The 12,227-nt window shown below is 67.7% G+C and carries 11 protein-coding genes and 1 tRNA gene; 4 read left to right on the top strand and 8 right to left on the bottom strand.

Annotated features, from left to right (window positions below; translation table 11 throughout):
* Positions 1-94: 94 nt before the first annotated feature.
* A complete protein-coding gene (locus ACE11G_RS06335; protein WP_006895167.1) occupies positions 95-682 on the bottom strand; it encodes an HdeD family acid-resistance protein in 588 nt (195 codons plus the stop codon).
* A gap of 387 nt (positions 683-1,069) precedes the next feature.
* Between ACE11G_RS06335 and ACE11G_RS06330 the strand changes: the two genes are divergently transcribed.
* Complete coding sequence (locus ACE11G_RS06330; protein ID WP_045537654.1) at positions 1,070-1,564, top strand: FBP domain-containing protein; 495 nt, start codon at positions 1,070-1,072, stop codon at positions 1,562-1,564.
* Here ACE11G_RS06330 and ACE11G_RS06325 read toward each other — a convergent pair.
* Positions 1,462-2,661 carry an NAD(P)-binding domain-containing protein gene (locus ACE11G_RS06325; protein WP_375003956.1) on the bottom strand — a complete coding sequence of 400 codons (1,200 nt, stop codon included), beginning with the start codon at positions 2,659-2,661 and terminating at the stop codon, positions 1,462-1,464. The two genes, ACE11G_RS06330 and ACE11G_RS06325, sit on opposite strands and share 103 nt — an antisense overlap.
* 97 nt (positions 2,662-2,758) lie before the next feature.
* On the opposite strand from ACE11G_RS06325, the gene ACE11G_RS06320 reads away from it, so the two are divergent.
* Both ACE11G_RS06320 and ACE11G_RS06315 read left to right on the top strand, forming a co-directional pair.
* Positions 2,759-3,373: a TetR/AcrR family transcriptional regulator gene (locus ACE11G_RS06320; RefSeq protein ID WP_045539747.1), complete on the top strand. Its 615-nt coding sequence runs from the start codon at positions 2,759-2,761 to the stop codon at positions 3,371-3,373.
* Positions 3,370-5,028, top strand: coding sequence for an MDR family MFS transporter (locus ACE11G_RS06315; RefSeq protein WP_375003955.1), 1,659 nt, complete (start codon positions 3,370-3,372; stop codon positions 5,026-5,028). The genes ACE11G_RS06320 and ACE11G_RS06315 overlap by 4 nt, the downstream gene beginning before the upstream one ends.
* A gap of 89 nt (positions 5,029-5,117) precedes the next feature.
* Here ACE11G_RS06315 and ACE11G_RS06310 read toward each other — a convergent pair whose 3' ends face one another.
* The 4 genes from ACE11G_RS06310 to ACE11G_RS06295 form a co-directional block, all read right to left on the bottom strand.
* Positions 5,118-6,488, bottom strand: coding sequence for an FtsX-like permease family protein (locus tag ACE11G_RS06310; protein WP_062366605.1), 1,371 nt, complete (start codon positions 6,486-6,488; stop codon positions 5,118-5,120).
* On the bottom strand, positions 6,485-7,249 hold the full coding sequence (locus ACE11G_RS06305; protein WP_375003954.1) for an ABC transporter ATP-binding protein: 765 nt from the start codon (positions 7,247-7,249) through the stop codon (positions 6,485-6,487). The genes ACE11G_RS06310 and ACE11G_RS06305 overlap by 4 nt, the downstream gene beginning before the upstream one ends.
* Positions 7,250-7,368: 119 nt before the next feature.
* A complete protein-coding gene (locus tag ACE11G_RS06300; RefSeq protein ID WP_006895159.1) occupies positions 7,369-8,010 on the bottom strand; it encodes a response regulator transcription factor in 642 nt (213 codons plus the stop codon).
* A complete protein-coding gene (locus ACE11G_RS06295) occupies positions 8,007-9,203 on the bottom strand; it encodes a sensor histidine kinase (protein WP_006895157.1) in 1,197 nt (398 codons plus the stop codon). The genes ACE11G_RS06300 and ACE11G_RS06295 overlap by 4 nt, the downstream gene beginning before the upstream one ends.
* Positions 9,204-9,314: 111 nt before the next feature.
* Between ACE11G_RS06295 and ACE11G_RS06290 the strand changes: the two genes are divergently transcribed.
* Positions 9,315-10,049 (top strand): hypothetical protein, encoded by a 735-nt coding sequence (locus ACE11G_RS06290; RefSeq protein ID WP_375003953.1) that lies wholly within the window; start codon positions 9,315-9,317, stop codon positions 10,047-10,049.
* Positions 10,050-10,100: 51 nt separating this feature from the next.
* Here ACE11G_RS06290 and ACE11G_RS06285 read toward each other — a convergent pair.
* Together ACE11G_RS06285 and ACE11G_RS06280 are read right to left on the bottom strand one after the other, a co-directional pair.
* Positions 10,101-10,174: transfer RNA gene (locus ACE11G_RS06285), tRNA-Ile, on the bottom strand.
* A 38-nt stretch (positions 10,175-10,212) separates the two neighbouring features.
* Positions 10,213-12,216 carry an OPT family oligopeptide transporter gene (locus tag ACE11G_RS06280; RefSeq protein ID WP_006897812.1) on the bottom strand — a complete coding sequence of 668 codons (2,004 nt, stop codon included), beginning with the start codon at positions 12,214-12,216 and terminating at the stop codon, positions 10,213-10,215.
* Between the last annotated feature and the right edge of the window lie 11 nt (positions 12,217-12,227).

Raw genomic sequence — 12,227 nt, 5'->3', positions numbered from 1 at the left:
CCCGCGGAAGGCAATCGGCCCCACCGACGCATATCGCCCCCGACCTGCGGGTCGGGGGCGATAGGTTTTCCGGCAGTGCCTGCGCAGTTCGGTGTCAGACGGACTTGACCTTCGACCGCAGCATGAACGCGTGCACGATCTCGACTGCGCCGACCACCACGAGCATGATGCCCGAGACGACGGTGAGGGTGGCGACCGACGAGATGGGCCAGATGATCAGAATGCCGCCGGCGATCACGGTCACGATTCCCAGGAAGATGCCCCAGCCACGGCCGGGCAGGCCGCTCGCCGAGTCCATGAAGACCGACAGTTCGGTGACTCCGCGGAAGATCCAGCCGATACCGACCCACAGTGCCAGGAGAATCACCGCGGTCTCGATGTTCCGGAAGGCCACGAAGGCCAGCAGGATCGAGATGGCGCCGGAGAGGAACGAGAGAACGCGCCACCAACCGTGGGTGTGCTGCACTCCGAAGGTCGCGGCGACCTGGAAGATGCCCGAGATCAGCAGATAGATGCCGAAAAGAATGGCGACCACCAGAAGTGTCGCCGCCGGCCAGATCAGGACGATGACGCCGAGGATCAGCGAGGCGATGCCGATTCCGAGGAGGCTCTGCCATGTGCGGGTCGCGATGTCCTTGACGGCGTCGCGCGCCGCAGCGCTGAGCGGATCATTGATTGCCAAAGTGCTCGTCGGCCTTTCTCTTTCGATGGGTGACGATCGGTGTGGACCGTCTCCGGGAACCGGGCGAGAGGCGAACTCTGTCCGGATTCATCGGAGCAGGACGATACTAGCGCGGACGGCCTTCCCCGTCCCGGTACATCGGCCCAGGTGATACGGCATCGTCACCGAGTCCGCACACCCGCCGCGCGATGCGCTAGCGTGGAGTCGACATGATCACTCGCATTCAGGAGATGTCCGGCGCGTTCCGCGCCGCGAACAGATGACCGCGCTCCGCAGCCGATTCCGATGGATCGGCCAGTGGATCCTGCCGTCGCACCCGCGCCCGCGGGCCGACCTCACCTCATCTCTCCCGCGCGACCACGCGCATTCGACTGATCGGTCATCGATATGAAGCAGTACACCCAACAGCAGATCCTCGACTCGTTCCGCGGCGCCACCCGCAGCGAGATCAAGAAGGTCACCTTTCCCCTCGACTTCGACGACGTCGACTTCTCGCGCCTCGAGTACTACGGCTGGCGCGACCGCAAGATGCCCCGCCGCGCCTACATCGCGGTGGAGCACGACGGCCGGCTCGTGTCGTTGATCCTCAACCGCGCCGAGGCGACGCCGTCGCGCCGCACGATGTGCACCTGGTGCCGGGACGTCGACCTCAGCGAAGAGGTGGTGCTGTACACCACCAGGCGCACCGGTGCGCAGGGCAGGCGTGGCGACACCATCGGCACGCTGGTGTGCTCGGGGTTCCACTGCTCGAAGCACGCCCGTAAGCTGCCGCCCGCCTATCACAAGGCCACCGACCTCGACGCCATTCGGGCCGAGCAGGTGGCCGGACTGCGCAACCGCGTCGGATCGTTCGTCGCCGAGGTGCTCTCGACCGAGGACTGACGCGCGGCGCGGGCCGCACGTCGGCCCGCGCGGGTCGCGCCGAGCGTCGAGGCACTGCGGCCGTAGCCCACCAGGAACAGACCGGGGACCCGGACCACGCTGACGTCGTCGTCGGCCATCAGCACGCCGCCGGAGGGCTCCCGGATCCCGAGCGGGGCCAGGTGTGCGAGCGACGGCCGAAAGCCGGTGGCCCAGATGATCACGTCCACCGGTTCGCTCGTGCCGTCGGCGAACTCGACACCGTTACGCACCAGACGCGCGAGCGGACCGCGCGAGGACAGGACACCGCTGTCGATCGCCGGCGCGAACCGCGGGGTTCGCGGCAGCCCCGTGGCCGCGACCACGCTCAGCGGTCGCAGACCCGCACGGGTCCGGGCCGCGACACCGTTCTCGACGGCGAGCCCCCATCGAGCGTCGAACGGGGTGTCGCGCCAGCGCGGCGGCGTGCGCGTCGACCAGATCGGGACGGCACCGGCCTCGTCCAGGAGTACGACGAACTCGACAGCGGATATGCCTCCGCCGACCACCAGGACCCGCTGTCCGGCGAAGTCCTCCGGTTCCGGAAAGTCCCGGGTGGTCAGTTGACGGCCCGCGAAACGACCCGGGTACCACGGCACATAGGGGTGATCCCACGTGCCGGTACCACTGATCACCGCCGACGCACGGTAGGTCCGCGTCGCTCCGTCGGGGCCCTCGGCACGGACGAGGAAGCGCCACACCGGTTCGCCCGTCGGTTCGACCGCGACCACTCGCCACGGGCGCGCCACCCGGAGACCGTGCTCGGCCTCGTAACGCCCGTAGTAGCGCTTGATCACCTCGCGCGCGGGCTCGTCAGGATCGGCACCGGTGAGCCGTGTGCCGGGCAGGTCGTGGACGCCGTTCACCAGGCTGAAGGTCAGAGCGTCCCAGCGATGGCTCCACGCTCCGCCCGGAGTCGGGTTTGCGTCGAGCACCTCGAAGTCGCTGCCCGCACGCAATCCGCCGCGCTGGAGGAAGTAGGCGGCCGAGAGTCCGGCCTGGCCGGCGCCGATCACCACGATCCGGCGGTCGACTGCGGCCGCAGTCAGCGTCGTCGGCACTTCTGGGTCGCGGCTCATGACTGAGGCAACCGCACGCAACTCCTCGGTGTTCCGAGACAGTTGCGTCAGTCACAGTTGCGTGCACAAAACTTTTCACTCGTGCAATACTGCACTAGTGCAAAATATTTCTGAACTAGGCCTTCGGGAACGCCAGCGTCTTGAGACGCTGCGAGCACTGCGAACGGCCGCCGTCGAACTGGTGGGTGAGAACGGACTCCACGACACCACGGTCGCCGAGATCGCCGACCGCGCCGGAGTGTCACGACGGACGTTCTTCAACTACTACGCGTGCAAAGAGGACGCCGTCCTCGGAGCCGTGCCGCCGACAGTGCCCGACCAGGCGCTCAAGGATTTCGTCGAAGCCGGTCCCGGCCCGGACCGCCTCGACCGTGCCGTCGATCTGGTGATGGCGGTCGCCAAGAGCATCCGACAGGGCGGCGGCCCCCATTCCGACCACCGCGAGCTGATCCGTCGGTTTCCCGAGCTCGTCGAACGGATGCAGCAGCACGGCACTGCCGCGCAGGAGCTGCTGAGTTCGGTGATCACCGAACAGATCGGTGAGCGAGCCGGCCCGGAATCGGTGGACGACGCCCGTGCGCTCATCATGCTCGCCGGCGCCGTCCTGCGCTTCGCCTACAAGAAGGACCCCGAAGTCCTCGACAACCCCGACTCGCCCGCCCTCGCCGACGCCGGCGCAGTCTTCCGCCGAACCATCAAGGACCTGCTATGACCACTTCCCTCGCCGAACCAACGGACGGCACTACCGGGAATACCGAGCGCCGCAGCGTGATGCTGCTGTTCATCGGACTGATGATCACGATGCTGCTGGCATCGCTGAACCAGACCGTGCTCTCGACAGCTCTGCCGACCATCGTCGGTGAGCTCCAGGGCGTCGACCAGATGACCTGGGTCATCACCGCCTACATCCTCGCGTCCACCATCGTGATGCCCGTGTACGGCAAGATCAGCGACCTGCTGGGCCGCAAGCCCGTACTGATCGCCGCGATCCTGATCTTCCTCAGCGGTTCGGTGGTCGGCGCACTCTCCGGGAACATCACCTGGCTGATCTTCGGCCGCATCCTCCAGGGCATCGGCGGCGGCGGATTGATGATCCTGTCGCAGGCGGCCATCGCCGACGTGGTTCCCGCCCGGGAACGCGGCCGCTACATGGGCTTCCTCGGCGCGGTCTTCGCCGTCTCCTCGGTCGCCGGCCCGCTGCTCGGCGGCTGGCTCACCGAGGGACCGGGCTGGCGCTGGGCGTTCTGGCTGAACCTCCCGCTGGGTGCTCTCGCGATCGCCGCCACCCTGGCCTTCATGAAGCTGCCGAAGGTGCAGCACGAGGTGCGACCGCGACTGGACTACCTGGGTATGGCTCTGATCGCCGGCGCCACCACCAGCCTCGTGCTGATCTGCACCTGGGGCGGGCACACCTACGACTGGCTGAGCCCGCAGATCCTCGGCCTCGCGGTCGCGACCGTCGTCCTGGCTGTGGGATTCGTCGTCGCCGAGCTGCGCGCCGACAACCCGGTCATGCCGATGAAGCTGTTCGCGGATCGCAACTTCACGTTGACGACCGTCGCGAACCTGATGATCGGCGTCGCCATGTTCGGCGCTCTGGGCTACATGCCGACCTACATCCAGATGGTCACCGGAGTCGACGCGACCGTCGCAGGCCTGTTGATGATCCCGATGATGGGCGGACTGCTCATCACCTCGATCGCCTCCGGTCAGGCCGTGGCACGCACGGGCCGCTACAAGATCTTCCCGATCGTCGGCTCCATCGTCATGGGCGTCGGCCTGGTGCTGATCGCGTCGATGCACATCACCACACCCACCTGGCTCATGTGCGTGTATCTGGCCGTCTTCGGCATCGGCATCGGCCTGTCGATGCAGATCCTGACCCTGATCGTGCAGAACTCGTTCCCGGTCACCATGGTCGGCACCGCGACCGCCGCGAACAACTACTTCCGTCAGGTCGGCGCCACCCTGGGATCGGCGGTCGTCGGATCGATCTTCGCCTCCCGGCTGGCCACCCTGCTCACCGAGAAGCTCGCGGGCAGCGGTGCGGGAGCCGGCGGCGACGCGGGTCGCAACGGTCTCACGCCGGCAGCGGTGAACGCCCTGCCCGACGCCGTGCGCATCCCGATCATCGAGTCGTACAACGAGGCGTTGCTGCCGATCTTCCTGTTCTTCGTTCCGCTGGCCGGGATCGCACTCGTGGTCCTGCTGTTCGTGAAGGAGAAGCCGCTCGCGACGACCGTCCAACGAGAGGCAGCCGAACTGCTCACCGAGGAGGAATTGCTGACCGAGGCCGAGATGATCACCATCGAAGCCGCAGAGGAGGCCGGCAACGACAAGGCCGCGGCGACCCGCTCCCGCGAGTAGTCGTCGGCGCGAGCCCGTCACCCGCTCAGCCAGAAAGGGGTAGAGCGCATCGGAATCGATGCGCTCCACCCCTTTCTCGTACCCTCGTCTCAGGCGACGGCGAGCGCGTCCACCGGCGTCACCGACACCGCACGACGACTGGGCGGCAGGGCGGCGATCGCCACCAGCACGACCGTTCCCGCGACGATTCCCACGAACGCGCCCAGCGGCAGTCCGATCGGGAATCCCGGCGTGATCGCACCGATGAGCGACTGGCTGCCGACCGCCCCGAAGATCACGCCCAGCGCCAGACCCGCCACCATCGCCGTCCCGGACAAGGCGATCGATTCAAGAGTGATCGTGGCGCGGACCTGCCTGGCGGTGAAGCCCATCGCGCGCAGCATGCCGATCTCACGAGTCCTCCCGATCACTGTCAACGACATCGTCGACACGAAGCCCACCGCTGCGATGAGCACCGAGATGAGAATCAGTCCCACCAGCACCCACGTCATCATCGACATCACGTGCCGGTTCTCCTCCACCTGTTCGGGCGTGAGATCCCAGCGGTCGATGGACTGCTGCAACGACCTCATACCCGCGACGATCGTGGTGATCAGGGTGACGCCGATGAACAGTCCGACGGTGGAGCGTGTGGTGCGGCCCGGGTCGGCGACCGAGTTCTTGCGCGCGAGGATCGCCGCCGGGCTCGCGCCCAGGAGCCGTCCCACACCGGCGACCATCGCGGGCACGAGGATCGGCGCACCGACCAGCAGTCCCACCGCGGCCGTCGCGGTGCCGAGGAAGGCCACGACGAATCCGCTCATGCTCCCCTCCTCCCCCAACAGACACGCGGCTCCGAGCAGGAGCGCGCCGACACCGGTCGCGATGACGGCCGCGGTGCCGCGAAGCCACCGCATCGAGCCCTTCGGCGCGACGACGGCGGCTCCGGAGAGCGTCTTCCGCGAACCCACCATTGTCGCGCCCACCGCGACACCCACCACCACGATCGCCGCGAGCACGGTGGTCGGGGGAAGGTAGCTGTACCGGATGGACGGAAGGATGTCCCGCGACACCATGACGGTCCGTGCGGCGTCGGCCAGCGTCACTCCGGCGACCAGCCCGATCCCGGCACCGATCGCCGCGACCTTCGCGACCCCGCGCACCAGACTCGACCGCAGCTGTCTCGACGAGGCGCCGATCAACCGCAGCAGCTCGAGTTGCTTGCGTCGGCCGGCGATCACCGTGTCGACACCGTTGCCGATCACCAGCGCGGCCACGAACAGCGCGATGAGAATGAACACGGACGACACGATGCCGAGCACCACTCCCACGTTGCCGCCGTTGTGCTCACCGGCCCGGCCGAGGAAGTCGGAGGCCGTGAGCACCATTCCGGCGTACGCCGCCGACAGGCCGCAGACCACGCCCACGGTCGACAGTTCCCGCAGCGAACCCGCCGTCAGGCGGTAGTCCGTGGCCCTCATGCCGCCGCCCCCTGGAGATTGATCAGGAGGTCGGAGATCTGGTGCGGGTCGAGGCCCCGGTACTCTCCGACGATCCGGCCGTCTGCCAGTACCAGGATGCGATCGGCGTACGACGCGGCCACCGGATCGTGCGTGACCATCGCGATCCCCTGCCCGTACTCGCGAGCGGCCGTGGTCAGCAAGGTCAGCACCTCGCGGCTGGTGCGCGTGTCCAGGGCGCCGGTCGGCTCATCGGCGAGAATGATGGTCGGGCGGCCGGCCAGGGCCCGGACGATCGCCACCCGCTGCTGCTGTCCGCCCGACAGCTGGGACGGCAGATGGTCCAGGCGATCGCGGAGTCCGAGCGAACCGACCAGGTGAGCGATCCACGCCTGCTGCACGGCGTCCGGCTTGTGTCCCGCCAGGACGAAGGGCAGCCGGATGTTCTCGTCCGCGGTCAGCGTCGGGACCAGATTGAACGACTGGAAGACGAAGCCGATGTTGGTGCGGCGCAGGAGCGTCCGCGCGGTGTCGTCGAGCCCGACGATGGGCGTCTGGCCGAGCCAGATCTGACCGGAGGTCGCCTCGTCGAGTCCGGCCATCACATTCATCAGGGTCGATTTGCCCGACCCCGACGGGCCCATGACGGCGGTGAACTCGCTGCGGCGGATGTCGACCGAGACGTCGCGCAGCGCGTGGACTGGGTTCGCCGGATCACCGTAGGTGCGCGACACGTGGCGCATGACGACGGCGGGTCCGGTACTGATCTCGTTGGCGTTCATACGTCGAAGTTATGGCTCTGACCTGGCTCTTCGCGTCCGCCTACCGGCGCAAATCGCATCCTCCGACGGGCGGGTGCGGGGTCATCCCGCAGATGTACACCGCTGCGTCCTCCGGCTCGTCAGACGAGGCCGTGCTCGTACGCGTACACCACGAGTTGTACGCGGTCGCGCAGCGACAGCTTCGCGAGAATCCGGGAGATGTGCGTCTTGACCGTCGCCTCCGACAGAAACTCGGCTTGCGCGATCTCGGCATTCGACAGCCCGGACGCGGCACGCACCAGGATTTCGCGTTCGCGGACCGTGAGCGCGTCGTACTCCGGTCCGGGACGGGCGGTACGGGTTCCGTGCCGCTCGAAGAGCCTTCGGGTGGCCGATGCCGCGACCACCTGGCTGCCGTCGGCCACCGCGCGCACCGAGGCCAGCAGGAACTCCGGTTGCGCGTCTTTCAGGACGAATCCGCTCGCACCGGCTTCGATCGCCCGTGCGGCGGCCTCGTCGACGTCGAATGTGGTGAGCACGAGGATCTTCGGCGCCTCGTCGCCGAGGTCGGCCACGAGTTGACGGGTCGCGGTGATCCCGTCGATGCCCGGCATGCGCACATCCATGAGGATCACATCGGGCGCGGACGCGCGCACCGTCGACGAGAGGTTCAGCGCCGACGACTCCTGCGCCACCACTTCCACATCGGGTTGGCTGTCGAGAATCATCGCGATCCCGCCACGGAACAGCGGCTGATCGTCGATGAGGGCGACGCGGATCATGACGGTCCTTCCGGACGAGCGGGGATGACGAGTTCGACGAGCCAGCCGCCTTCGACGGCGGCGCTGGTCAGCGTACCGCCGGCGAGTTCGGCCCGCTCTGCCATGCCCCTGATGCCGTGGCCCGCGCCACCGGGAGCCAGCGGCTTCTCCGACAGCGAGTTCGCCACCGTGAGCCGGCATCCGTCCGACCAGTCCTGCCGGACGTACACCGGCGCACCCAGGTCGCCGTACTTGAGCGCATTCGTCAATGCCTCGGTGAGGACCGCGAAGGCGACCCGCACACTCAGCGGCGACGCCGCGTCCTCGTCACCGATCTCGGTGGACTGCAACGTCATTCCGGCTGCGCGCATCCGTGCGTAGAGCTGGTCGCGGTCGGTTCGCGCGTGCTCGGCCGTCGACTCGGCGCTGCGCAGTTCCTCCAGCACGCCCCGGACGTCGGCGAGCGCCTGCCGCGCCGTGTCGGCGATGACGCCGAGCGCCTCCTTCGCCGCCTCGGGACTGGCGTCCAGGGCGAAGCGTGCTCCTTCGGCCTGCGCCACCACCACCGCGAGCGAGTGCGCCACCACGTCGTGCATGTCGCGGGCCAGACTCGACCGCTGGGCCTGCTCGTCGTACAGGTCGAGCAGTCGCCGTCGTTCGAGTTCGGAGATCTGCTCGGCGATCCTCGCCTGTTCCACGCTGTGGCGCTGATACCGGATGAATCCGAAGGTCCAGCTGCCCACCAGCAGCACCGCGATGCCGACGAAGGTCATCGTGTGCGAGACGATCGTCGACGCCTCGGCATCGGTGCCGAACGCCGTCGACCTCGGATACACCCACGCCGCGATCGCCGAACCCACGACTGCCACGGCCAGCGACGCGCCCCGGACCCGACGATCCGGATGATTGCCCGCCGTGTAGTAGAGCACCGAGTAGAGCAGGCACGGTCCCACCGCGACGTCGTAGGTCGCCACCTGGATCACCGCCGACGTCACCGCCAGCAGCATCATCACCGACGGCGCGGACCGGCGGCACATCAGAGCCAGCCCGATCAGCAGGCTGACCACCTGCACCGTCGTGGTGAGACCCGACGAGAAGGCCAGCATCAACACCAGCAGAATCAGACCGATGACGGCGTCGGCGATCGTCGACCGTCGAGAGAGGTTCGGGAACGCGAGGGGGTCGGCGACGCGGTACCTGCCGATCATGACCATGCCACTACCGTGCCACGCCCGGAACGCATGGCCGACTCGATCCCCTGTGACCGGCGCTGCATTCGACGCTCGATCCGCCGATTGTGCCAATGAGCGTTGTACCGTTCACGTGTGACTTCGTTAGCAGACCGTGGGAGACGGAGCGTCACGGGCATCGCACAGCAGTCGACCGCACTGGTCGGCCGGGCCGCGGCCTCCGCCACCGACGCCCTCGCAGTGCCGGGAGCCCGAGCCCTGGCGACCGCGCGCACCTTCACCAGCCCGATTCAGGCACAGTCCGCCCCGGTTCCGGTGGACGGTGTGGAAGCCGCCAACCGGCTGCTGCGCCAACTCGGCATCACCACGTTCACGCCGACCGTCGGACTCAGCACCGACCTCACCTTTCCGGTCGCGGTCGGCGGCGCCGTGGCCGGTCCGTACACCCCGGGAATCGGCAACCTCACCATTGCGAACGTCAGCGTGAACGCGGTGCGCGGCGGCGAGATCCTCTACGGTTTCCTGCCCGTGGGCGTGTTCGCCGACTTCGGCGACAAGTCCGGCGTCCACGTTGCTTGGTTGAACGTCACCACGCTGCGCGGTGGGCTCGGCGCGCCGCTCGGCGGACTCACGGACACGGTGATCGACGCGGTCTCCAAGCGTGTGAAGTCCGCACCGATTCCGCCGGTGATGTACGCCGGCACGGTCTCTCGCCTCAAACGAGCGCTGCGCGTGATCCCGTCGAACGGCGTTCGCGGAGGTCTGGTCGACACCGGCCAGGGCGTCGTGGTGTGCGCCGTCTACGGCACCGTGCGACGCGGCCGGACCTCGTACTTCTTCCTGCCGTCGATCGGGGTGACCCGGGCCTGAGCGGGGCGGTCGGCGGGAGCAGGGATGTTGACGGACGCAGGGATGTTTCAGTGGGGCGAGCGGGGCTCGAACCCGCGACCAGCTGATTATGAGTCAGCGGCTCTAACCGACTGAGCTATCGCCCCTGAGCCGAATCGGCCCGAGGACAGAGATTACCCTCCGCCTACTTCTTGGTCTGCACCGCAGTGGCGGCGGGCCCGTCGTCGGAACCGATCCGCTTCACGTAGCTGTACATCGCCGTGAGCATCACGGCGAATACCACGACGCCGATCACCTGCATCCAGTTGCCGAGTCCGTCGCCGACGATCGCCAGCGGCGAGTCGTCTCCGGTGCCGGCGACGATGCCGGCGAAGACGACGCCGTAGAGGCTCTCGCCGACGATCAGGCCGGTCGCGAGGAGCACGCCGAGCCGCTTCTTCCGTTCGCCGCCGATCGGGTCGCGCAGCGCCCACTTGTCGTACGCCAGACCGATGAAGGCACCGATCGGAATGATGAGCGTGAGCGACATCGGCAGGTACATGCCCATACCGACGGCCAGCGGTGGCAGCTTGAGGTTCGAGGTGGTCCTCTTGAGCACCTCGTCGACCACGATGACGCCGGCGCCGATCGCCGCGCCGAGGCCGATCAGGGCCCAGTTGAGGTCGCCGCCGAAGACGCCCTTCGCCAGTGTCGAGAGCAGTGCGGCCTGCGGGGCGGCCAGGGCGTTCTCCGTGGCGTTCGGGGCGCCCTGGAAACCGAAGGCGTTGTTCATCAGTCCCAGGATCGGCGGGATCACGGCGGATCCGAAGAGCACGCCGATGATGAGCGCGACCTGCTGCTTCCACGGCGTGGCGCCGACGAGTTGACCGGTCTTGAGATCCTGCAGGTTGTCGTTGGAGATGGTCGCGACACCGAACACCACCGACGAGGTGAACAGCGTGTACGCGATGAGCGCCTCGGTCTGACTCGTGCTGTCGGCGGGGCCGTGCGTCACCTTGATCAGCAGTGCCGCGCACAGGACCACCAGCACGCCGACACCGGAGATCGGGCTGTTCGACGATCCGATCAGGCCCGCCATGTATCCGCACACGGCGGCCACGACGAGGCCGATCACGAAGACGAAGATGATCGTGACGATCAGGATGCCGGTGGCACTCCCGACCAGCGCGGTCCCCTTCATGAAGTCCCAGAGCAGCCATCCGATCGGGATGAGCGCGACGATGATCGTCAGGCCGACGTACTGGATCGGGATGTCGCGTTCGGTCACGTCGACGCTCTCGCCCGACCTGCGCTTGCGTGCGCTGGCCGCGGCCGCCACGATGCCGCGCAGGATCGGGCCGATGACGGTCAGCAGCGTCCACACGGCCGCGACCGCGATCGCGCCGGCTCCCACCATCCGCACGTCGGCGCTGAAGACGCTGTTCACACCGTCGAGCAGATCGCCGGAGGGAATGGCGTCCCATGTCCGCGTCGGAAGGATGACGAAGAAAGAGATCACCAGGCCGACGAGCATCGCGATACCGACCCCGATGCCGACCAGGTGGCCGACGCCGATCAGCGCCATCGACAGGCTGGCACCCACCATCGTCGCGCCCGAGCCGACACGGAACGCGACCGCGACCTCGGAGGCGATCAGCTTCAGCGAACCGAGCAGGGAGAAGAACGCGGCGCCCACCGCACCGAGAACGATCGCTCGCATACCGCCGCGGTTGGGGTCGACGGCGTCGGGGTCGCGCCCGGACGAGTCGCCGACCTTCAGGACCTCCGCGGCCGCCACTCCCTCGGGATACGGCAGATCAGAGCCGGTGACGAGCGCGCGCCGCAGCGGGATCGAGTACATGACGCCGAGGATGCCGCCGATCGCGCAGACCGCGACGGTCATCCAGTACGGAAAGCCGGTCCACCAGCCGATCATGATGAGACCGGGCAGGACGAAGATGATGGCCGAGAGCGTGCCCGCCGCCGACGCGATGGTCTGCACGATGTTGTTCTCCACGATCGTGTGATCGCGGAAATAGCGCAGTACCGACATCGAGATGACCGCCGCCGGAATCGCAGTGGCGAACGTGAGACCGACCTTGAGTCCGAGGTAGACGTTGGCCGCGGTGAAGACCAGGGTGATGAGACCACCAAGGATCACGCCGCGAGTCGTCAGCTCGCGCACCGAGCTCCTCATCACCTGCGTCATGCGCTTACCCT

It is taken from the genome of Gordonia sp. PS3 (assembly GCF_041950545.1).
GTDB classification, from domain to species: Bacteria; Actinomycetota; Actinomycetes; order Mycobacteriales; family Mycobacteriaceae; genus Gordonia; species Gordonia sihwensis.
Note: the sequence above shows the minus strand (reverse complement) of the source record. Positions and strands in the feature narration are given on the sequence as shown.

What these genes read in the sequence shown, in the direction of transcription:
- ACE11G_RS06330 (WP_045537654.1), top strand. Translation starts at nt 1,070, where the DNA reads ATGAAGCAGTACACCCAACAGCAGATCCTCGACTCGTTCCGCGGCGCC.
- ACE11G_RS06325 (WP_375003956.1), bottom strand. Translation starts at nt 2,661, where the DNA reads ATGAGCCGCGACCCAGAAGTGCCGACGACGCTGACTGCGGCCGCAGTC.
- ACE11G_RS06315 (WP_375003955.1), top strand. Translation starts at nt 3,370, where the DNA reads ATGACCACTTCCCTCGCCGAACCAACGGACGGCACTACCGGGAATACC.
- ACE11G_RS06310 (WP_062366605.1), bottom strand. Translation starts at nt 6,488, where the DNA reads ATGAGGGCCACGGACTACCGCCTGACGGCGGGTTCGCTGCGGGAACTG.
- ACE11G_RS06305 (WP_375003954.1), bottom strand. Translation starts at nt 7,249, where the DNA reads ATGAACGCCAACGAGATCAGTACCGGACCCGCCGTCGTCATGCGCCAC.
- ACE11G_RS06300 (WP_006895159.1), bottom strand. Translation starts at nt 8,010, where the DNA reads ATGATCCGCGTCGCCCTCATCGACGATCAGCCGCTGTTCCGTGGCGGG.
- ACE11G_RS06295 (WP_006895157.1), bottom strand. Translation starts at nt 9,203, where the DNA reads ATGGTCATGATCGGCAGGTACCGCGTCGCCGACCCCCTCGCGTTCCCG.
- ACE11G_RS06280 (WP_006897812.1), bottom strand. Translation starts at nt 12,216, where the DNA reads ATGACGCAGGTGATGAGGAGCTCGGTGCGCGAGCTGACGACTCGCGGC.